Annotated in this window: 19 protein-coding genes; 12 read left to right on the top strand and 7 right to left on the bottom strand. The window is 67.6% G+C overall.

Going from position 1 to position 20162, the window contains the following annotated elements; all coding sequences use genetic code 11:
• Positions 1-99: 99 nt before the first annotated feature.
• Positions 100-687: a DUF3102 domain-containing protein gene (locus tag A6A40_RS17865; RefSeq protein WP_108547234.1), complete on the bottom strand. Its 588-nt coding sequence runs from the start codon at positions 685-687 to the stop codon at positions 100-102.
• On the bottom strand, positions 680-1315 hold the full coding sequence (locus A6A40_RS17860) for a ParA family protein (RefSeq protein WP_108547233.1): 636 nt from the start codon (positions 1313-1315) through the stop codon (positions 680-682). Before A6A40_RS17860 ends, A6A40_RS17865 begins: the two co-directional genes overlap by 8 nt.
• Positions 1316-1789: 474 nt before the next feature.
• Between A6A40_RS17860 and A6A40_RS17855 the strand changes: the two genes are divergently transcribed.
• The 4 genes from A6A40_RS17855 to A6A40_RS17840 all read left to right on the top strand — a co-directional run bounded on the left by A6A40_RS17855 (position 1790) and on the right by A6A40_RS17840 (position 4604).
• On the top strand, positions 1790-1999 hold the full coding sequence (locus A6A40_RS17855; RefSeq protein WP_014189265.1) for a cold-shock protein: 210 nt from the start codon (positions 1790-1792) through the stop codon (positions 1997-1999).
• A 411-nt stretch (positions 2000-2410) separates the two neighbouring features.
• Complete coding sequence (locus A6A40_RS17850) at positions 2411-2620, top strand: hypothetical protein (protein ID WP_236783860.1); 210 nt, start codon at positions 2411-2413, stop codon at positions 2618-2620.
• 84 nt (positions 2621-2704) lie between these two features.
• The gene (locus tag A6A40_RS17845; protein WP_014189263.1) at positions 2705-3712 is read left to right on the top strand and encodes an AAA family ATPase; all 1008 of its coding nucleotides are present in this window, start codon (positions 2705-2707) and stop codon (positions 3710-3712) included.
• Complete coding sequence (locus tag A6A40_RS17840) at positions 3702-4604, top strand: ParB/RepB/Spo0J family partition protein (protein ID WP_108547231.1); 903 nt, start codon at positions 3702-3704, stop codon at positions 4602-4604. The genes A6A40_RS17845 and A6A40_RS17840 overlap by 11 nt, the downstream gene beginning before the upstream one ends.
• Before the next feature lie 116 nt (positions 4605-4720).
• On the opposite strand, the gene A6A40_RS17835 is transcribed toward A6A40_RS17840, so the two are convergent.
• Complete coding sequence (locus tag A6A40_RS17835) at positions 4721-4990, bottom strand: hypothetical protein (RefSeq protein ID WP_211112040.1); 270 nt, start codon at positions 4988-4990, stop codon at positions 4721-4723.
• Between the two features lie 307 nt (positions 4991-5297).
• Here A6A40_RS17835 and A6A40_RS17830 point away from each other — a divergent pair, with 307 nt between their 5' ends.
• The 8 genes from A6A40_RS17830 to A6A40_RS17795 all read left to right on the top strand — a co-directional run bounded on the left by A6A40_RS17830 (position 5298) and on the right by A6A40_RS17795 (position 14557).
• The gene (locus A6A40_RS17830) at positions 5298-7598 is read left to right on the top strand and encodes a NosR/NirI family protein (RefSeq protein WP_108547230.1); all 2301 of its coding nucleotides are present in this window, start codon (positions 5298-5300) and stop codon (positions 7596-7598) included.
• An 88-nt stretch (positions 7599-7686) separates the two neighbouring features.
• On the top strand, positions 7687-9636 hold the full coding sequence (gene nosZ / locus A6A40_RS17825) for a TAT-dependent nitrous-oxide reductase (RefSeq protein WP_108547229.1): 1950 nt from the start codon (positions 7687-7689) through the stop codon (positions 9634-9636).
• 81 nt (positions 9637-9717) lie between these two features.
• Positions 9718-11091 (top strand): nitrous oxide reductase family maturation protein NosD, encoded by a 1374-nt coding sequence (locus A6A40_RS17820; protein ID WP_108547228.1) that lies wholly within the window; start codon positions 9718-9720, stop codon positions 11089-11091.
• Entirely contained in the window at positions 11088-12026 is a 939-nt protein-coding gene (locus tag A6A40_RS17815) for an ABC transporter ATP-binding protein (RefSeq protein WP_108547227.1), read from the top strand. The genes A6A40_RS17820 and A6A40_RS17815 overlap by 4 nt, the downstream gene beginning before the upstream one ends.
• A complete protein-coding gene (locus A6A40_RS17810; RefSeq protein WP_108547226.1) occupies positions 12023-12847 on the top strand; it encodes an ABC transporter permease in 825 nt (274 codons plus the stop codon). The genes A6A40_RS17815 and A6A40_RS17810 overlap by 4 nt, the downstream gene beginning before the upstream one ends.
• Positions 12847-13377, top strand: a complete 531-nt coding sequence (locus A6A40_RS17805; RefSeq protein ID WP_108547225.1) for a nitrous oxide reductase accessory protein NosL — start codon at positions 12847-12849, stop codon at positions 13375-13377. The genes A6A40_RS17810 and A6A40_RS17805 overlap by 1 nt, the downstream gene beginning before the upstream one ends.
• Positions 13377-14375, top strand: a complete 999-nt coding sequence (locus A6A40_RS17800) for an FAD:protein FMN transferase (RefSeq protein WP_108547224.1) — start codon at positions 13377-13379, stop codon at positions 14373-14375. The genes A6A40_RS17805 and A6A40_RS17800 overlap by 1 nt, the downstream gene beginning before the upstream one ends.
• Positions 14376-14392: 17 nt before the next feature.
• Entirely contained in the window at positions 14393-14557 is a 165-nt protein-coding gene (locus A6A40_RS17795) for a twin-arginine translocase TatA/TatE family subunit (protein ID WP_108547223.1), read from the top strand.
• Positions 14558-14647: 90 nt separating this feature from the next.
• On the opposite strand, the gene ubiV is transcribed toward A6A40_RS17795, so the two are convergent.
• The 4 genes from ubiV to A6A40_RS17775 all read right to left on the bottom strand — a co-directional run bounded on the left by ubiV (position 14648) and on the right by A6A40_RS17775 (position 20108).
• Positions 14648-15544 (bottom strand): ubiquinone anaerobic biosynthesis protein UbiV, encoded by an 897-nt coding sequence (gene ubiV, locus A6A40_RS17790; protein ID WP_108547282.1) that lies wholly within the window; start codon positions 15542-15544, stop codon positions 14648-14650.
• A 29-nt stretch (positions 15545-15573) separates the two neighbouring features.
• Complete coding sequence (gene ubiU, locus A6A40_RS17785) at positions 15574-16560, bottom strand: ubiquinone anaerobic biosynthesis protein UbiU (protein WP_108547222.1); 987 nt, start codon at positions 16558-16560, stop codon at positions 15574-15576.
• Positions 16561-16565: 5 nt separating this feature from the next.
• Positions 16566-17216 (bottom strand): ubiquinone anaerobic biosynthesis accessory factor UbiT, encoded by a 651-nt coding sequence (gene ubiT, locus A6A40_RS17780; protein ID WP_236783859.1) that lies wholly within the window; start codon positions 17214-17216, stop codon positions 16566-16568.
• A gap of 273 nt (positions 17217-17489) precedes the next feature.
• Complete coding sequence (locus tag A6A40_RS17775) at positions 17490-20108, bottom strand: flagellar hook-basal body complex protein (protein ID WP_108547220.1); 2619 nt, start codon at positions 20106-20108, stop codon at positions 17490-17492.
• Positions 20109-20162: the final 54 nt, after the last annotated feature.

Here is a 20162-nt window from a genome sequence, read left to right as displayed (position 1 = left end):
GAGGCGCTTTATAGGCGAGCCCTCCCAAACCGCGCAAGAACTTTTTTCAGCAGGATGACAAAAAGCGAAACAACTTTGCCAACCTATACTATCCGCCTATCAAGCAATCCGCAGCTTCTCGCGCAGCTCCGCAATCCGCGCATCGATCCGGACACGCTCGATTTCCAGTCGGGCCAGTTCGGCTCGCTCGGCGGCAAGGTCGGGCAGCGTAACTGCGCGCAGCCGCTTCTTGAAGTTGACGATGTCCTGGCGGCGGACATCCGGGCGGAACAGCCCCTGGGCGACAGCCTGCTCCCGCTCCTCCGGGTTCAGGAGGACCATCTCATAGACGGTTGCGTAGCTCGGCGGCAGGCTGTCGGTCGGCAGCAGGCCGTCGTCGATGGCGGCCGCGACCTTCATCAGCCGGTTGGCGGTGCTGTAACGGAAGGGAAGGTCGCGATCCACCATCGCCATGAACTCGCCATGCTCCAGCATGGTCTTGGCATGGTTGAGATAGCGGCCGATCGCCAGGAAATTCTCCTCCGCCTCTGTCCACAGGCTGAGGATCACGTCGGCGAAGTTCGCACGGGTGCGAAGTCTGGCCGGAGCCGGCCGGCGCGACAGGCGCGGTGCCGGAGCCTCCGACGGGGTGAGGATGTCCGATACCTCGTCGGCGGTGACGATGCGCGGGGTCAGCTTCCTAGCCATGGATCAGGTCTTCCACGCTTGCAGCCAGTTCGGCGAAGTCGCCGCGCACCATGGCATCGTCCAACGGCAGGCCGGCAAAGGAATAGTTCTGATAGGCGGTACGCAACGGGATTTCCGCCGCCAGCAGCGGCACCTTCAGGGCGGAGAGCTGTTCGCGGGCGAAGCCGGCAGCCTGGGCGCGGCGGTTCACCTGCATCAGAACCACGGCAGCCGGAATGCGCGCCTGCGGATCGCGACGCTGCGCCATCTTCTGCTCCGCGATCACATGCTGATAGGTGCGCGCGGCTTCCAGCGCATCCTTCAGGTCGGGACGCGACGGGATGAGCACCGCATTGGCGACGCCGATGGAATGCACCAGCCCGCGCGCCAGCACACCGGCGACATCGATGACGACCCAGTCCGCCCGCTGTTCGGCCTCGGTCGCCGCCTCGATGATGTCGTCCTCGTCGACCGTGGTGCAGGTTATCGGAGCCCCGGCCGCCTTGATCCACTGGGTCAGGTTGCGGTTGGGATCGATGTCCAGCAACTCCACTTTGCGGCCGGCCCGGCGCCAGTGGTCAGCGAGACAGAGCGACAGGGTCGTCTTTCCCGGCCCGCCCTTCGTGCTGGCTGACGTGATGATCGGCATGGCGTCCCACCCTGGCTGAAGTCAGGCCCGCAAGCTGCGCCAGTGCGGCGGCCAAAGTCAACGTACCCCATCGGCGGTGCCAGCGTGGCTGACGCGGAGCTTCTGCCCCGCCATTCGGCCGCCCCCATGTCCGCGCATGACGGTTTGCACTTCCACCTTCCGACAGGCATCTCCTCAGCCCTGCCGGTAGGGGCACAGGACCGGCCCTAACCCGTTGCGGCAGAAGATTTATGTCCAGAAAAAGCGATTGGAGAACAGAAACTCAAAGGTCCATCATACTGTCTAAGAAAATAAAAACGCTGACCATTTCTGGATTTTTCCTTGCAATCGTCCGGACAAACGCCCAGGTTTGGCTGGTCGAAGTTGCTCTGGGTTATGTGTTTTTCAGCTTTCAGAAGGCTGAACTTCCTGCCTTAGGTGAATTTGATGCTTGGCTCATGTTGAGCTCGGCAACCCGGGAAAGGACACTGCCCCATGGCCAACGGTACTGTTAAGTGGTTCAATTCGACCAAGGGTTTCGGTTTCATCCAGCCGGAAGACGGCTCCGATGACGTTTTCGTTCATATCTCCGCCGTCGAGCGTGCGGGGATGGGCAACCTGAACGAAGGCCAGAAGCTGTCGTTCGAATCCGTTCGCGATCCGCGCCGCGGCAAGGTTTCGGCCGAGAACCTGCGTGCGCTCTGAGCGCAGCGGAACGGCACGATCCTGATGCGATCCAGAAGGGCGGCCTCCGGCCGCCCTTTTGCTTTTCGTCCCCTGCACTTTTCTCCCGGGTCCGGGACCGGAGTGGGCATGCCCCATAAGAAAGCCGTTCCGACATCGCCAGCAGGTTCCGCCGATCCGTGGATGCGTGTCGCCCACATGGCGGGGCGGCTGGCCGCCACCGCCGGCACCGCCTGTTCCTCGAACCCGCACCCGCCAGACAGCGGCCTGGCGCAGTGCTGGACCGCAGGATGGGACAGCAACGGCCCCGCCCCTGCCCCCCGGCAGGAAAGCCGGCGGCCGACGCTCCGGTCTCCATCGCGGCCATCGTCCCCTTCCCCGCACCCAAAGCAGGATTGCAGCATGATCGACCTGATCGACAGACTCCCGGGCATGGCCGACACCGACCTGACCACGCTGGCCTCCAACGCCGAGCGGCTTGCCCTCAGCGGCACGCCGAAGCAGCGGACGGCCGCCGACGCCGCCCTGCCCGCCATCCGGGCGGAGGTCGCGGCCCGGAAGGAGAAGCTGGCCTCCCTTCCCTCCACGCGCGCACCGCGCCGCAGCAAGAAGGTGGCTGCGGCAGTAGACGCTCCCCAGTAGACGGAACGCCCTCTGCCACGGCATTCTTGACCGGCGTAGCGTCTACCCCTACCCTCCCGCCCGGCTCATGTCGGGGAGGTGACGGTGAAGGGCGAGGAGTTGCGGACCTACCGCGAGGCGAAGGGGCTGTCGCAGTCCGAATTCGCCGTCTGGCTGAACGAACGGCTGCAGCGCCGTTACGACAAGCAGAAGGTCAGCCGCTGGGAGAATGACGCCGAGCGCATCCCGGCGGCGCTCGACGCGCTGATCCGGCGCGACGCCGCCGGGGTCGAGAAGCTCGGCGGCCCGGCGCTGGTCGTCGTCGTGGCGAACCAGAAGGGCGGCTGCGCCAAGACGGTGTCCGCCGTCAACATCGCCTCCGCCCTCGCCCTCCAGGGCTATGCGACGATGTTGATCGACTGCGATCCGCAGGCCAACGCGACACAGCATCTCGGCATCGACTCCTACACGCTGGAGGCCGATGCCAAGACCCTCTACTACGTCATGCATGGCGACCTGGAACTGCGCGACATCCTGGTCACCGTCGAGGAAAGCGGGCTGCGGGTCGCCCCCTCCTCCATCCGGCTGGCCGAGACCGAGGTCGAGCTGGGCAAGGAAGCCGGCGGCGACTTCATCATGAAGGAGAAGATCGCCGCGGCGAAGCGGACCTTCGACTTCATCATCATCGACACGCCGCCCAACATCGGCGAACTGACGAAGAACGCCATGGTGGCCGCCCATACCGCCATCATCCCGTGCCAGACGGAAAAATTCAGCCTGCTCGGCATGGGTTTCCTGCTGGAGAATGTCGCCAAGATCCGGCGCCGGATGAACACCGCCCTGTCGGTGCTGGGCATCGTTCCGACCATCTACAAACAGCGCGAACGCAACGACCGCGAGGTTCTGGAGCAGATCCAGGAGCAGTACGGCCCGCATCTGCGGGTGTTCGATCCCGTGCCGAAGGCCTCGGTCTATGCCCAGGCGACCTCGGTCGGCCGCGCCGCGGTCGAGGCCATGCCCGATGTCGCCGGTGCCGCCGTCTACCGTGACGTCGCCGCCGCCCTGGTCGAGGAACGCATCATCCGCATGAAGGAGGTCGACCGTGTCGCGTAGTCTGCTGGGCAAGGCGCAGAAATCCGCCCAGAGCGCCAACAGCACGGCCGCCGCCCGTGTGAAGGATGCGCTGTTCGGCCTCAGCCGCCACGCCCCCCATCTGGTCGAAGTGCCGCTGGACCGCATCGCCCCCAACCCGAACCAGCCGCGGCGCGAGTTCGACGAGGAGGAGTTGCAGGGCCTCGCCGCCTCCATCGAACGCCATGGGCTGCAGCAACCGGTCGGCGTGCGCCAGATCGCCGACGACCGCTGGCAGCTGGTCTATGGCGAGCGGCGGCTGCGGGCGATGCGGCTGCTCGGGCGGGAAACCATCTTCGGCATCCTGTTCACCGGCGACGACGACGAGGAGATCGCCATCGTCGAGAACCTGCAGCGGAGCGACCTGAACCCGCTGGAGGAATCCGACGCCCTGTTCCGTCTGGCCGAGCGGCACGGCTATTCGCACCGGCAGCTCGCCGACGCGCTGGGCCGCAAGAAGACCTACGTCACCATGATGCTGTCCTTCCAACGTCTGGCGCCGGCCATCCGCGCCGACTACACCGCTTTGCGCCCGACCAAGTCGAAGCTGGAGGCATTGGCGGCAATCGAGGACCAGGACGAGCAGTTGCGGGCCTGGGAGAAGCTGAAGCGGTCGGATGCCGGCGCCCCACCCTCCCCCGCCGTCGATCCTGTTTCAGCCTCGCCGGAAACGGCGGCGAAGCGCCCATCGGTGAGTGCGCCGGCAGGCGTGGCGTCCAGCGCGCTGCCCAAGCGTACGGCGAAGCCGGTGTTCCAGGCGCGTGACGTGCTGAGGGAATTGCAGGAGAAGCCGCAGCCGCTGTCGGAGACCGACCGTCAGGCCTTGCTGGAGATGCGTGCGGCCATCGACGCGGTGCTGGCGGCCGCCGAATAGGACTGGTCGGAATCCGACCACCACGCATGACGCAGGCGGGTGGTCGGATTCCGACCGGCAACAGCGTGTTGCACGGAGGTGGCGGATGTCAGGATTCGCCCTGACCCTGCCATTGCTCAGGTGAGGCGGACGGACTCCGGGCGTCCGAGATCGAGCATGCGATTAAGGACGAGCACGCCGATGGCGACCTCGGTGGTCTGGACCTGATCGGTGTGGAAGCGCAGGCCGTCACCAAGGGCCTGCTTCCAGCGTCCGATCTGTCCCTCGACCTTTGCCCTCTGACTGTAGCCGCTGCTCCGCTGCCAAGCCATGCGCCCGGTCTCGGCGATCACCCGGATGTGGTGGTCGCGCTGCGTGGGCGCGGTCGAGGCGGTGTTGCTGAGCACGGCGTCCGCCCGAGGCGGCGCGACCACAGCCGCTTCGGGATGGCGCTCGTGCATGGTGGTGTAGACGGCGCTCCGGTCGTAGGCGCCTATCCGTGCAACATGCTGCCAGCTGCAGGAACATCGCGATCTCGCGCCTTCGGGTTCCCGGCCCGGTGCCGCCGACGATCCGGCCGCATCACCATAACCTGCTGCTCATATATGCATCTCAGCGGTGGCAACCTGCCATTCTTGACCGCGGTCAAGACGCTCCAGCCTGCCACGCGCTTTCATCCCCGCTGACACCGCCGCCAGGATCGGAAGCCGGGAGATGGCCGTCGTGAGGTTCACGCATTTTCAACGCCGGGTAGGATCGGCCCTCGTCGCCGTCCTGCTGCTGCTGACGGGGATCGCCGCGGCGCATGCCGCCGACAGCGGCCGGCTGCTGCCCTATCTGGCGAAGCTCCAGCCCACAGACCTCGTGCCCGGCGCCGACCGCTTCGGCGCACCGGCCGCCAGTTCCCCCACAGTTCCGGTCTACAAGGGGGAAGCGCTGCTGGGCCACGCCTATCTGACCTCCGACTTCGTCAACACCACCGGTTACTCGGGCCGGCCCATCGACGTGGTGGTCGGGATGACGCCGGACGGCACGGTGACCGGCGCGCGGCTGATGGAGCATCACGAGCCCATCGTGCTGATCGGCATCCCGCCCGCCCGCATCAACGGCTTTATCGACGGCTATGTCGGCAAGAACGTGCTGGCGCTCGCCACCCAGAGCGCCGCCAGCCCGCCGGTGGACATCGTGTCGGGCGCCACCGTGACGGTGATGGTGATCGGCGATTCGATCATCCGCTCGGGCAAGAAGGTGATGACCGCGCTCGGCAAGGCGACAGCGGAGGAGGCGCCGGCTGTTACGAAGTCCATCGACCTGTCGAAGGACGCGGTTGAGGACTGGGAGACCCTCATCGGCGACGGCTCGGTCCGCCGCCTGACCCTGACGGTGGGGGAGGTGAACGCCGCCTTCGAGCGCACCGGCAAGGCCGAAGCCATCGCCCGCGCCGAGCCCGGCAACCCCGACGACACCTTCATCGACCTCTACGCCGCGCTGGTGACCATCCCCACCGTCGGGCGCTCGCTGCTGGGCGATGCGGAATACGAGGCGCTGACCAAACGGCTGAAGCCGGGCCAGCAGGCGGTTTGGGTGGCGGGGCAGGGGCGCTATTCCTTCAAGGGCTCGGGCTATGTCCGCGGCGGCATCTTCGACCGGGTCGAGATGGTGCAGCATGAGGGCTCCATCCGCTTCCGCGACAAGATGCACAAGCGCATGGGCAGCGCCGCCGCGGCCGGCGCCCCCGACTTCCCGGAAATCGGCCTGTTCGTGCTGCCGGAAGGCACCGAGTTCAATCCGGCCGAGCCCTGGCGCCTGCAGCTTCTGGTGCAGCGGGCCATTGCCGCGCTGGACAAGGTGTTCGTCACCTTCGACCTCGGCTACCAGCCGCCCGACAAATACCTGAAGACCGAAAAGCCGGCCGCTGCGGTTGCCAGCCAGCCAGCGACCCAATCCGCCACCCACAGCGCCGCCATCCAGGCCGCCGGCGTGGCGGAAGCCGAAGAGGCAGCCGAAACACCGCTGTGGCAACGCATCTGGCAGAACCGGCAGCTCGATATCGCGATCCTGTCCGCCGCCATCCTGCTGCTGACCGGCATCTTCTTCTTCCAGGACCAGCTGACGAAGCGGCCGGCGCTGTATGAGCGGGTGCGGACGGCCTATCTGGTCTTCACCCTGGTCTGGCTCGGCTGGTACGCGACGGCCCAGCTGTCGGTGGTCAATGTCCTGACCTTCGCCAACGCGCTGCGCACCGATTTCCGCTGGGACTATTTCATGATGGACCCGCTGGTGTTCATCCTGTGGTTCTCGGTGGCGGCATCGCTGCTGTTCTGGGGGCGGGGTGCCTTCTGCGGCTGGCTCTGCCCGTTCGGCGCACTGCAGGAACTGGCGTCGAAGGCGGCCAAAAGGATCGGCATCCGCCAGATCGCCGTGCCCTTCGCCCTGCACCAGCGCCTGTGGCCGATCAAGTACATCATCTTCCTGTTGCTGTTCGGCTTTTCGCTGCAATCGCTGGCAACGGCGGAAAAGGCGGCGGAGATCGAGCCGTTCAAGACCGCCATCATCCTGCACTTCATCCGCGACTGGTGGTTCGTGGCCTTCGCCGTGGCGCTGCTGGCGGCCGGTCTGGTGATCGAGCGCTTCTTCTGCCGCTATCTCTGCCCGCTGGGTGCGGCGCTGGCGATCCCCGGCCGGCTGCGGATGTTCGACTGGCTGCGCCGCTACAAGGAATGCGGCAGCCCGTGCCAGCGCTGCGGCAACGAATGCCCGGTGCAGGCCATCCACCCCGACGGCACCATCAACCCCAACGAATGCATCCAGTGCCTGCACTGCCAGATGCTCTACCACCACGACCGCAAATGCCCGGTCATGATCCAGAAGCGGCAGAAGCGCGAGAAGTGGCAGGCTGCCGAGGCCAAAGCCGCCGCGGAAAAAGAAGCCGCCACCCAGCCCGCCGCCCGAACCACTGTCGCCACCGCTGACCCGGCCACCGGCCGGCTGACGCTGCGGCCGCACGGATCCTGACCGCCATCCCCTCCCCATCCCCATAACCGGACCCGGTCGCAACGGGTCTTATGACAGCCCCGAAGCGGGGTCAGCGAAGGAGCAGACCATGTCGAACGAGACGAACAACACGGCAGGCGTCAACCGCCGTGCCCTTCTGGGCGGAACGGCGAAGGCGGCGGCGCTCGCCGGCCTGACCGGTGCCGTGGGCGGTGCCGCCGCCGGCGGCATTGCCGGGAACGCGCTGTTCGGCGCCTCCGCTGCCCTGGCGGCGACCCCGCAGGCCGGCCACCAGAGCGTCGAGGTCAAGCCCGGCGATCTCGACGAATATTACGTCTTCCATTCCGGCGGCCATTCCGGCGAGGTCCGCATCATGGGCCTGCCGTCGATGCGCGAACTGATGCGCATCCCGGTGTTCAACCGCTGCTCCGCCACCGGCTGGGGCCTGACCAACGAGAGCCGCAAGATCCTGACCTCCAACCTGACGGCGGAGACCAAGACCTTCCTCGCCAAGCGCGGCGGCGAATATTTCAACGGCGATCTGCACCACCCGCACATGTCCTTCACCGACGGGACCTATGACGGGCGCTACATCTTCGCCAACGACAAGGCGAACAGCCGGGTGACGCGCATCCGCTGCGACATCATGAAGCCGGACGTCATCATCGAGGTGCCGAACGCCTCGGCAATCCACGGCCTGCGCCTGCAGAAGTATCCGCGCACCGGCTATGTCTTCTGCAACGGCGAACAGCGCGTGCCGACGCCGAACGACGGCAAGATCCTGGACGAACCGAAGAAGTACCGCTCGCACTTCACCGCCATCGACGGCGACACGATGAAGATCGCATGGCAGGTGTGGGTCGACGGCAACCTGGACAACACCGACGCCGACTATCAGGGCAAATACGTCTTCTCGACCTGCTACAACTCCGAGGAAGGGGTGACGACGGCCGAGATGACGGCCAACGAGCAGGATTGGCTGGTCGTCTTCAACATCAAGCGCATCGAAGAGGCGGTCAAGGCCGGCAAGGTGGAGGTCATCAACGGCGTGCCGATCGTCGACGGCCGCCACGGCAGCGCCTATACCCGCTACATCCCGATCCCCAACAGCCCGCACGGCGTCAACACCGCCCCCGACGGCATCCACGTCACCGTGAACGGCAAGCTGTCGCCGACCGTCTCGGTCATGGACGTGCGCAAGCTGGACGAGCTGTTCGAGGACAAGATCAAGCCGCGCGACGTGATCGTCGCCGAACCGCAGGTCGGCCTTGGCCCACTCCACACCGCCTATGACGGGCGCGGCAACGCCTACACCACCCTGTTCCTCGACAGCCAGGTGGTGAAGTGGAACATCGACAAGGCCAAGCGCGCCTTCAAGGGCGAGAAGGTCGATCCCATCATCCAGAAGCTGGACGTGCACTACCAGCCGGGCCACCTGCACACCTCCATGGGCCAGACCAAGGAGGCCGACGGCAAGTGGCTGATCGTGCTGAACAAGTTCTCCAAGGACCGTTTCCTCAACGTCGGTCCGATGAAGCCGGAGAACGACCAGCTGATCGACATCTCCGGCGACGAGATGAAGCTGGTGCATGACGGCCCCACCTTCGCCGAGCCGCACGACACGCTGATCGTCCACCGCTCCAAGGTCAACCCGAAGAGCATCTACACCCGCGACGACAAGATGTGGGAAGACGCCCGCATCCAGGCGAAGAAGGACGGGGTGGACCTGGACAACGACACCAAGGTGATCCGCGACGGCAACAAGGTCCGCGTCTACATGTGGAGCCGCGCCCCGGCCTTCGGCATCGAGGAGTTCACGGTGAAACAGGGAGACGAGGTGACGGTCTACATCTCCAACATGGACGATGTCGACGACCTGACCCACGGCTTCACCATGACCAACCACGGCGTCTGCATGGAGATCAGTCCACAGCAGACCGCGTCGGTGACATTCACCGCCGACCGTCCGGGCGTGCACTGGTACTATTGCCAGTGGTTCTGCCACGCCCTGCACATGGAGATGGGCGGCCGCATGCTGGTCGAGCCGCGTTCGACCTGATCGGGGTCTGGCCCCTCTCCCCCCGGAAGATCCCCTCTCCCCGCCGGGGAGAGGGGATCCGCCCCAGACAGGACCCTCCCCATGCTCCTCCGCACGGCGCCCCTCCTTGGCATAGCCCTGCTCGGCACCCCGGCGCTGGCTGCGACCGTCGCGGTGGCGCCTGGCGATCTGACCGCTGCCATCGCCGCGGCAAGCCCCGGCGACACGCTGCGGCTCACCGCCGGCCGGCACATCGGCCCGGTGAAGGTCGACAAGCCGCTGACCCTGGAAGGCGAGCCCGGCGCCGTGCTGGACGGGGAAGGGCAGGGCAGTGTCGTCACCGTCACTGCCCCCGACGTCACGCTGCGCGGGCTGGAGCTGCGCAACAGCGGCACCAGCCTGTTCGACCAGCATTCCGGCATCTTCCTCGGCAAGACCGCCAAGCGGGCGGTGGTCGAGGACAACAGGCTGCGCGACACGCTGATCGGCATCTATGTCTGGGGCGCCGACGACAGCCTCGTCCGCCGCAACGACGTCGGCGGCCGCACCGACCTGCGCGTGTCGGAACGCGGCAACGGCATCCAGATCTGGAACGCGCCGGGCACCCGCGTGCTGGACAACAGCGTGCACGACGCCCGCGACGGCATCTTCACCACCACCTCGCGCAAGAACCTGTTCGCCGGGAACCGCTTTGAACGGGTCCGCTTCGCCGTCCACTACATGTACACCAACGACTCCGAGGTGTCGGGCAATGTCTCGCTCGGCAACGGCGTTGGCTACGCCATCATGTACTCCAACAATCTGGTGATCCGCGGCAACCGCTCCGTCGCCGACCGCGAGCACGGCTTCCTGCTGAACGCCGCCAACAGTGCGGTCTTCGAAAACAACAGCGTCGCCGGCCGCTTCGCCGGCGCGGTGTCCGACAGCGGCGAGACGCTGGCCGACAACGACATCCCCCGCGACAGCGAGGCGATGAGCGACCGGCTGCGCAGCGGCACCTGGAAATGCGTCTTCATCTACAACGCCAACAAGAACCGCTTTGCCGGCAACCGCTTCGAGGGCTGCGAGATCGGCGTGCATTTCACCGCCGGGTCGGAGCGCAACGGCATGACCGGCAACGCCTTCGTCGGCAACCGCACCCAGGTCAAGTATGTCGGCACCCGCTTCCTCGACTGGTCGGAGAAGGGGCGCGGCAACTACTGGTCCGACAATGCTGCCTTCGACCTGAACGGCGACGGCATCTCCGACGAGCCCTATCGACCCAACGACGTGGTCGACCGGGTGATGTGGGCCTATCCGGCGGCCAAGCTGCTGATGAACAGCCCCGGCGTCCAGGTGATCCGCTGGGCGCAGAAGCAGTTTCCGGCACTCCACCCCGGCGGCGTGACCGACAGCGCCCCGCTGATGGCGCCTCCCGCCATGCCCACCTCCGTTCAAACCGCCCAAAGCCAGACCGCCGAAAGGAAACAGCCATGACCGACTTCACCGCAGAGGTGCAGGGCGTCACCAAACGCTATGGCGAGACCGAGGCGGTGCGCGGCGTGGACCTGACGCTGGCGCCCGGCGAATGCGTGGCGATGGTCGGGCACAATGGCGCCGGCAAGAGCTCCCTCATCAAGCTGATGCTCGGCCTGACGACACCCACCGAGGGCAGCATCCGCGTGCTGGGTGGCGACCCGGCCAGCGCCGGCTGCTCCCCCATCCGCCGCCGGATCGGCTTCCTGCCGGAAAACGTCGCCTTCCACCCCACTATGACCGGGCGGGAGACTCTGGACTTCTACGCCCGGCTGAAGGGCGCCCCGCGCCGTGACAACGACGCGCTGTTCGACAAGGTCGGGCTGGAGCCCGCCGCGATCAAGCGCCGCGTCTCCACCTATTCCAAGGGCATGCGCCAGCGCCTGGCCCTCGCCCAGGCGCTGCTCGGCGGGCCGAAGCTGCTGTTCCTCGACGAACCGACCACCGGCCTCGATCCCGCCCTGCGCCAGAGCTTCTACGCCATCGTGGCGGAGCTGCGCGACCGGGGCACCACCGTCCTGCTGTGCAGCCACGCCCTGACCGAGCTGGAAGGGCAGGCCGACCGCGTCGTGGTGATGAACCGGGGCCGCAAGGTCGCCGACGGCTCGCTCGCCACCCTGCGCAGCCTCGCCCAACTGCCGGTGCGCATCCGCCTGACCCTGCCGACCGGCGACATCGACGCGCTGGCCGCAAGGGTAGGGCAGGGCGCCGCGCTGACCCGTCTGGCCGGCGGGGTGGTGGAACTGGCCTGCGCCAACGACGACAAGGTCGCCTTGATGCGCCGCATCGCCTGCGACGGCCCCACCGCCCCCATCGCCGTCACCGACATCGAGATCGTCCAGCCCAGCCTGGACGAGATGTACGCCCACTTCCTGCGCCGGGAGGCCGCCGAATGAACACGCTCCTGATCATCGCCGGCAAGGAATTGCGCGAGGCGACCCGCAACCGCTGGGTCGTCGCCACCACCCTACTGATGGCCGCCCTCGCGCTGACACTCAGCTTCCTGGGATCCGTCCCCACCGGCACGGTCGGCGTCGGCCCGGTGGAGGTCACCATCGTCAGCCTGTCGAGCCTGACCATCTTCCTCCTTCCCCTGATCGCCCTGCTGCTGTCCTTCGACGCGGTGGTGGGGGAGATCGACCGCGGCACCATGACCCTGCTGCTGTCCTACCCGGTGGCGCGCTGGCAGTTGCTGCTCGGCAAGTTCCTCGGCCATGCCGCGGTGATCGCGCTGGCGACCGTCGTCGGCTACGGCGCCGCCGGGGTGGCGATGGCGATGGGCAACACTGCAATCGGCACCGAGAGCTGGCGCGCCTTCGCCGCGATGATCGGGTCCAGCGTGATGCTGGGCGCCGCCTTCACGGCGCTCGGCTATCTCGCCTCCACCATCGTGCGCGACCGCGGCACGGCGGCCGGCATCGCGGTGGCGATCTGGCTCGGCTTCGTCCTGCTCTACGACATGGCGCTGCTCGGCCTGCTGGCCGGGGGTGCGGGCATCGGGGTGGAGGCGCTGAACTGGCTGCTGCTCGCCAACCCGGCCGACGCCTACCGCCTGTTCAACCTGACCGGCTTCAAGGGCGTCAGCACCTTTGCCGGCACCGCCGGCCTTGCCGCCCATGTCCAGCTGTCGGTCCCGCTGCTGCTGGCGGTGATGGCCGGCTGGATCGCCGCCCCGCTGGCGCTGGCCGCCGCCCTCTTTTCGAGGAAGCAGATCTGATGCGTACCAACCCCATCCTTCTCGCCGCCGCCCTGCTGCTGTCGCTGTCGGCCTGCAAGCAGGACAAGGCGGACCTCGCCCCGCCGCCGCCCGCCGCCCTGACCGCCGATGCCGTCGGCCATTACTGCGGCATGAATCTCGCCGACCATCCCGGTCCCAAGGGCCAGATCCTGGTGAAGGGACAAGAGCGGCCGATCTGGCTGTCGTCGGTGCGCGACACCTTCGCCTTCACCATGCTGCCGGAGGAGCCGAAGGAGATCAGCGCCATCTACGTCACCGACGTCGGCAGGGCCAAGGACCCCGCCGCCCCCGACCTGACCGTCTGGGTGGAAGCGCGCAAGGCCTGGTACGTGCTGGGCAGCGGGCTCCGCGGCGGCATGGGCGATGCGGAGCCCTATCCCTTCGCCGAGGAAGCCGCCGCCCGCGCCTTCGCCGCCGCCAATGGCGGCACGGTGCAGCGCTTCGCCGAGGTGCATGAGGACCAGATCCTCACCCCGCCGGCCGGACCCGTCGCCGAGGGAGGCCACTGATGACCGCCGTCCTCAGCCGACGCCGCGTCCTCGCCATCGGTGCCGTCGCCGCCAGCCTGTCGCTGCTGCCCCATCGGCTTCTGCGTGCCGAAGGCGTGCCCGTCCGCGTCTGGCGCGGCGTGGCCCTGGGGGCGGACGCCAGCCTGACCATCGCCCATCCCGACCCCGCAGAGGCCGACCGCCTGATCGCGCTGAGCCTGGAGGAAGTCGCCCGGCTGGAGCGCGTGTTCAGCCTCTACCGTGCCGACTCCGCCCTGCGCCGCCTCAACCGCGACGGCCTGCTGGAAGCGCCGCCGACCGACCTCGTCCGCCTTCTGGCCCAGGCGGCCGCCTTCGGCCGCAACACCGGCGGCGCCTTCGACCCCACGGTGCAGCCGCTGTGGCAGCTCTATGCCGGCCATTTCACCCGACCCGGCGCCAACCCCGCAGGCCCGCCGGCAGGCGCCGTCCGTGCCGCGCGGGCGCTGGTCGATGTCCGGGCGCTGCGGGTGGAGCCCGACCGCATCGCCTTCGACCGTCCTGGAATGGCGGTGACGCTGAACGGCATCGCCCAAGGCTACATCACCGACCGGGTGACCGAGCGGCTGAAGGCCGAGGGCATGGAACATGTGCTGGTCGATATGGGAGAGTTGCGGGCGCTCGGCCATCACCCCTCCGGCCGCCCCTGGACCGTCGGGCTGGCCGATCCCGCCGACCCCGACCGCATGGCCGGGACGCTGGAGCTTGCCGACGGGGCGCTGGCGACCACCGGCGGCTACGGCACCCGCTTCGACGCCGCCGGCCGCTTCACCCACCTGTTCGACCCCGCGAGCGGCGCTTGCGCCGCCCATTGGCAGGCGGTTACGGTACAGGCACCGGACGCCACGACGGCCGATGCCCTGTCGACCGCGCTTTCGGTGGCGCCGGAGGATCGGGTGCCGGCCATCCTGGCAGCCCATCCCGGCGTCACCGCCCGCTTCACCCACCCCGACGGCCGCATCCTGCGGCTGCCCGCCTGAGAGATCGGATCATCGTCATGGGTAGTTTCAGCCTTTTCCACTGGGCCGTCGTTCTGCTGGTCGTCCTGCTGCTGTTCGGCGCCGGCAAGCTACCGTCGGTGATGGGCGACTTCGCCAAAGGCATCAAGAGCTTCAAGTCCGGCCTGAAGGACGGGGAAGAGGAGCGCAAGCCGATCGCGTGATGGTTTAAGTCTGGCCCCCTCCCCATCCCTCCCCCGCGCAGCGGGGGAGGGATGGGGAGGGGGCACCCGCCGCACCCACTCCCCTCACCCTCACGCCACCCGCAACGCCCCAGCGGTGTCGTGGTAGAAGCCGTTCACCAGCGGCGCCCCGATCAGCCCGCCCAGTTCCGCCGCCACCTCGGCCCCGTCGCGCTTGCCGTCGAGCACCGCGCGGAACGCCTCGGCCACCCGCACCATGTCCATCGCCTGCGGCGACAGGCGGAAGCGCGAAACCCCCATCTCCACCAACGCAGGCAACTCCGCCGTCAGGCACAGGCAGCCGTGCGACATCGTTTGCGTGCCGTTGACGGTCAGGAAGGGCTGGCCGTCCATCGTCGTCACCGGCAGCCCGTCCGGGTCGTTGCCGCAGACGAACTGGCAGCCGTCCTTGTGCAGCCCGTGGGCACGCGCGTGATAGCAGCGGGCCGAGATGGCGAGCGGCGCCCGGCCCCAGGCCTGCACCTCCACCGCGACGCCCAACTCCCGTCCGGCCTTCGCCAGCGCCGCCACGGTCACAGCCGGCAGCTCGGCCGGCAGCGACACCGCCACCGCGCCGCGCTCCGCCATCCAGGCCAGCGTCGCCTCGTTGTAGACGTTGATCGTCGGCCCGACGGCGTGCGGACGCCCGGCCAGCAGGGCCAGCGCGCCCATGTCGTTCGCCTCGACGATCCCGGCATCGGCGGACACGAGGTCACGCATCGCCGACCGTTCGCGCTCGCTGCCGACCAGGATCGGGCTGGCGAGCCACACCGTCTTGCCGGCGGCGGTCAGGCGTTCGATCACCTCCCCCATCGCCTCGGCGAAGAAGGGTGCCCGCTTGAAGCAGACGATCTCGCCGACGATCACCGTGTCCACCGGCGCCTCGTCGGCGATGCGGGCGTAGAAGTCGCGCCAGCGGTCGACCGGCCAGTTGAACAGAACCGGCCCCAAAGTGAGTGACGCAGTCATTCCGTAATGCTCCTTGCCGCCCGACGGGCTCAACGCCATGCGCGGGTGTAGGCGCCGGTGGTCTGGGTTCCGCCCTCGACCATCGCCTGCAGGTCGATGTGCGGCACCGGCCGGCCGGCGGCGAAGCTGTCCAGCGCCTCGCGATAGGCGCGGACGACGGCGCCGATATAGGCCTTGCCGCGCTGCCGCCCCTCGATCTTCAGCGCATGGACGCCGGCCGCCTTCAACTCGGGCAGCAGATCCATGGCGTTCAGGCTGGTCGGCTCCTCGAACAGATAGGCCGGCGCGCCGCCGGCGACGAAGCGGCCCTTGCACAGCGTCGGATAGCCCGCCTGCTCGCCCTCTCCGAAGACATTGATGGTGAAGCCGCCCAGCGTGGAGGCCAGCGCCCCGCCGCGCTGTTCGTAGCGGACATGGCTGGCCGGGGAGCAGACGCCCTGCTTGTTCGGCGACAGGCCGGTGGCGTAGGAGGACAGCGAACAGCGCCCCTCCGCCATCGGGCAGAGGCCGCCGAAGACGAACACCTCGGTCTCGACGTCGATCTCGGCGTTCAGCTTGGCGATCTCCGGAACCGTCAGCACGCGCGGCAGCACGACCCGGCGCACGCCGAAGGCGTCGCGATACAGCCGGATCGCCTCTACATTGGCGGCCGAGGCCTGGACCGACAGGTGCAGGCGCAGGTCGGGATGGCGCTTGGCGGCATAGGCCAGCAGGCCCGGATCGGCCAGGATGACCGCATCGACCTTCAGCCGCGCCGCATCGTCCACCGCCTTCTGCCAGGGGCCGAGATTGCCGGCCTGCGGATAGGTGTTGATGGCGACATAGACCTCCACCTTGCGGGCGTGGGCATAGTCCACCGCGTCGGCCACATCCTGCCGGGTGAAGTTCAGCCCCGGAAAGTTGCGGGCATTGGTCTCGTCGCGGAAGCCGAGATAAACGGCATCGGCCCCGGCATCGACGGCGGCGCGCAGGGCGGCCGGGGTGCCGGCCGGGCAGATCAGTTCGAAATTGTCCATAATCCTCACGCCCCCGCCCCCGGAGTTGTGCCCGGTACCGTTCCGGTCAGGCGTGCCTCGATCCTTGCGCCGATCCGCTCGATCCCACGCCGCAGCGGCGGGGGCAGCAGCCGGCGCGCCGCTTCGACGCGGTCCAGCACCGGGCCGGCATTCCGGCGCAGCACCGGAAGGGCACGGGCCAGCGGCCCGGCGATGGAGACGGCGTCGGCCATCAGATCCATCTCGTCCTCCCCGTCCAGCGTGTTGCGCAGGGCCAGGATCAGGGCGGTGTCGCCGGAGATGGTCAGCTCGCGCCGGAAGAACAGGGCGTCGCCGTCGATCCGTCCCTCCAGCAGGTCGAGAAGCCGGGCATAGGGGCCGCGGATCACGGCATCGGCGCCGGCCGCACCCTCCGCCCCGCGGGGCAGGGCATGCAGCGACAGGTCCGGTCCGACCCGCATCACCAGCGCGACCGGCGCATCCACCGGCTCGATCAGCACGCGGGCGTCCTGCATCTCGCGCAGAGCGTCGAAGGCACGCGGGTGGCGTTCGGCCAGCACGCGGAGGAGCCGGGCCAGCAGCGCATCGCTGACCCTCTCCCCCAGCCGCGGGACGAGCCCGAGCCCGGCACGGCTGAGGCTGGCTTCGAAACGTCGGGCCCGGTCGTCGTCGATCACGGTCGATGCGACAGCGGAATCGCGCCTAGGCTCTCGAATGGGCTCGCGCATGGGCGGAGTCCCTCCTTATCGGTCATTCCGCCGCCCATCAAATCCGCCAATCGCCTGCCGTCATTGACCTCGGTCAAGTTTAAGCTAGAAAACCCGCTTCCAGGCGGCGCTGACCAGCCCTGCGCGGTCGATCAGGTCGGACAATCCGCCGGGTTCTGTCAGCCTTCGTGCCGGCTTGTCGGTCGGGCGGTGAGGGTGGCCGACTGCGCGCGAACCGAATCCTCAGCGCTTGAGCCCCAGCACCTCCTGCAGCATCTCATCCGATGCCGTCAGGACTTTGGCGTTGGAGGAGTAACCGCGCTGGGTGACGATCATCTTGGTGAACTCGCTGGCGATATCGACGTTGGAGGCCTCGACGCTGTTCGCCACAATCGCCCCCGCACCGTTCGTCTCCGGATCATTGACGTTCGGCTTGCCGGCCCCCTCGCTCTCGACGAAGACGCCGCCCGATTCGCGCTGCAGGGCGTTGGAGTTGTTGAAGGTGATGATCGGCACCTTGGCAATCATCTTCGAGCGTCCGTTGTCGTAGTTGACCATGACGGCGCCGTTGTCGCCGAAGACCACATCCTTGAACTGTCCGCGCGGCGCGCCGTTCTGGACCAGCTGGGTGACGTTGATCTCCTTTCCGGCATATTGGGTCAAGCCGCCCGGCTTCTGGTACTTCCCGAGATTCAGCGTGACCTGCTGCGGGCCGAAGCCGTAGTCGACCGTGAAGGTGATGGTCGCTGGTGAACCGGCGGAATGGGCGGCGGCGCTGACCGCGGTGCCGGTGCCAACCAGGGCGGTGGAGATGTTGGTCAGCGTGCCGACCGTCTCCGGGGTCTTGCCGAAGGTCAGGCCGATATGGGCCGGCGTCTGGCCGGCGACCGCGCTCTGCTCCAGGGTGAACTGGGCGGCGGGTGCATTGGTGACGGCGCCGCTCGCACCGGCCGCGGTCAGCGTGTTGCCGCTCGCGGTCGCACCCGGAACGACGGAGGCGAAATACCGCATGACCTTGGCCGGCGTGTCGTACAGGCCGTGGTTGGCGTCGGTGATCGTCAGCGGATAGGTCGTCGCGCCGACGGTGATGGTGTAGGTGTCGCCGATGTCGACGGTGGACCCGTTCAGCGTGACCGTGCCGGTGCCGGTCATCGCGTTGGTGACGGTCGGGCTGGCCGCGGTCTTGGCGGTGACGGTGATGACGCCGCCCTGGGCACTGGCGGTCACCGGCAGCGAGGTGTTGGAGTTGATCCTGTTCGCCAGCGCCGCGGTGATGTCCTCCATCGTCATTTCTTCGCCGGTGGTGCTGTAGGTCACCGCCGTGCCGTTGATGCTCAGCGTGTATTGCGTGCCGATGTCGCCCGGCGTGCCGGTCAGCGTCACCGTGCGGCTCTGGCGCACGCCGGCCACGCTGGCGACCGACGGCAGCGAGTTCATGGTGTTCACCGCGGCGGACGAGTTGGTTGCCGTCGCGGAGCTGGTGACGGTGGTGTTCGCCGTGTTGGATTGGATCGACAGGATGTTGCCGGCGGACGAGGCGGTGACGGTGGCCCCCAGCGCCCGGTTGATCTTGCCGGCCAGCTGCGAGACGACGTCGCTCACCGTCGAGTAGCTCTGATAGGTCGCGGCGGTCACCGTGTAGCTGATCGGGGTGCCGTTCACGGTGATGGTGAAGGAATCGCCGACCTCGACCTGGGTCTGCGGGAACTGGAACTTGTCGATCTCGCCGGCGCTGGCGGTCGCCGCCGTCGAGGTCTGGGGTACGATGGTGTTGGTGGTGTTGGTGCCGGACGTCACCTCCGTGTTCAGCTTGAACGGCGTGCCGGCATTGCGGGCGGTCACGCGGATCGTCTGGCCCGACGAGGTGGCGAGCACCGACGCCGCCGGAGAGGCGGAGTTGATCTGGTTGGCCAGCGCGCCGGCCAGACCCGAGTAGGTGCGGATCGACCCGATGTTGTCGGCGGTGATCTTCAGGCTGTAGTTGGTGCCGTTGACCTTCACCGAATAGACGTCGCCGATGCGCAGGTTGTCCTGGCCATTGGTGTTGTTGCCGGAGATGGTGATGACGTTCACCTGCGCCACCGCCGTCTGGCCGGCGATGTTCTGGCCGAACGACACGGTTGCGGGGTTGCCGGAGAAAGTGCCGTCGACCGGCTTGGTGTTGGAGCCCGGTGTGTTCACCACCATGCGCCAGCTGCTGTCCGCCTGCTGCCGCCACTTGAAGTTGACGGTGCGCGGGTTGCCCTGGCTGTCGAAGATCTGGATGCTGCTGTCGGGCACCTTTTCACCCGGCTTCGGCGTCGCCGGCAGATTGGCGGACAGGTCGATGGTGCTGGTCGCCACCGGCTTGTCGATCAGGCTGTTCACCTGGATCGGCGCAACCCGATCCTTCTGGAGCATGCCCGTCACCGGATCGACCAGCCAGCCGTTCAGTGCGAAGCCGGCACTGTTGACCAGATGCCGGGTTCGATTGAGTTGGAAGTCACCGAGACGGGTGTAAAGGGCAGCGTTGTCGGTCGGTGTGCCGGTCTGTGGGGCACCGGTCCGGTCCCCGGTTGAGGATGGCGGTATGCCCAGCTTGGAAACGCTGAAGAAGCCCTGCCCCTGGATGGCGGCGCTGGTGTTGTTTGCCACCCGTGTCAGGTTGCCTTGAACGTCGTTCATGAAGGCGGGCTGGGCGACGACGCCACCTGCCGCATGGTGGCGTTGTCCCGATTGCAGCACCAGAGAGCGGAACGCCGTGTCCACCCGCTTGTAACCAAGGGTCGAGGCATTGGCGATGTTGTCCGAAATGTGGCCAAGTGCCTTCGACTGAGCGTTCAGTCCCGAGAGAGCGCTCGATCTCGCTCCGAAGATGCTCATGGTGCTGCCCTTTCATCGGATGGGATCAGAACAGGCGCAGGATCGACTGCTGCG

It is taken from the genome of Azospirillum humicireducens, from assembly GCF_001639105.2.
Lineage (GTDB): Bacteria > Pseudomonadota > Alphaproteobacteria > Azospirillales > Azospirillaceae > Azospirillum > Azospirillum humicireducens.
The sequence above is the reverse complement of the archived record's forward strand: the minus strand, read 5'-3'. Positions and strand labels throughout refer to the sequence as shown.

What these genes read in the sequence shown, in the direction of transcription:
- A6A40_RS17865 (WP_108547234.1), bottom strand. Translation starts at nt 687, where the DNA reads ATGGCTAGGAAGCTGACCCCGCGCATCGTCACCGCCGACGAGGTATCG.
- nosZ (WP_108547229.1), top strand. Translation starts at nt 7,687, where the DNA reads ATGTCGAACGAGACGAACAACACGGCAGGCGTCAACCGCCGTGCCCTT.
- A6A40_RS17850 (WP_236783860.1), top strand. Translation starts at nt 2,411, where the DNA reads ATGGCCGACACCGACCTGACCACGCTGGCCTCCAACGCCGAGCGGCTT.
- ubiV (WP_108547282.1), bottom strand. Translation starts at nt 15,544, where the DNA reads ATGACTGCGTCACTCACTTTGGGGCCGGTTCTGTTCAACTGGCCGGTC.
- A6A40_RS17830 (WP_108547230.1), top strand. Translation starts at nt 5,298, where the DNA reads ATGGCCGTCGTGAGGTTCACGCATTTTCAACGCCGGGTAGGATCGGCC.
- A6A40_RS17805 (WP_108547225.1), top strand. Translation starts at nt 12,847, where the DNA reads ATGCGTACCAACCCCATCCTTCTCGCCGCCGCCCTGCTGCTGTCGCTG.
- A6A40_RS17775 (WP_108547220.1), bottom strand. Translation starts at nt 20,108, where the DNA reads ATGAGCATCTTCGGAGCGAGATCGAGCGCTCTCTCGGGACTGAACGCT.
- A6A40_RS17795 (WP_108547223.1), top strand. Translation starts at nt 14,393, where the DNA reads ATGGGTAGTTTCAGCCTTTTCCACTGGGCCGTCGTTCTGCTGGTCGTC.
- A6A40_RS17860 (WP_108547233.1), bottom strand. Translation starts at nt 1,315, where the DNA reads ATGCCGATCATCACGTCAGCCAGCACGAAGGGCGGGCCGGGAAAGACG.
- A6A40_RS17810 (WP_108547226.1), top strand. Translation starts at nt 12,023, where the DNA reads ATGAACACGCTCCTGATCATCGCCGGCAAGGAATTGCGCGAGGCGACC.
- A6A40_RS17800 (WP_108547224.1), top strand. Translation starts at nt 13,377, where the DNA reads ATGACCGCCGTCCTCAGCCGACGCCGCGTCCTCGCCATCGGTGCCGTC.
- A6A40_RS17855 (WP_014189265.1), top strand. Translation starts at nt 1,790, where the DNA reads ATGGCCAACGGTACTGTTAAGTGGTTCAATTCGACCAAGGGTTTCGGT.
- A6A40_RS17820 (WP_108547228.1), top strand. Translation starts at nt 9,718, where the DNA reads ATGCTCCTCCGCACGGCGCCCCTCCTTGGCATAGCCCTGCTCGGCACC.
- ubiU (WP_108547222.1), bottom strand. Translation starts at nt 16,560, where the DNA reads ATGGACAATTTCGAACTGATCTGCCCGGCCGGCACCCCGGCCGCCCTG.
- A6A40_RS17815 (WP_108547227.1), top strand. Translation starts at nt 11,088, where the DNA reads ATGACCGACTTCACCGCAGAGGTGCAGGGCGTCACCAAACGCTATGGC.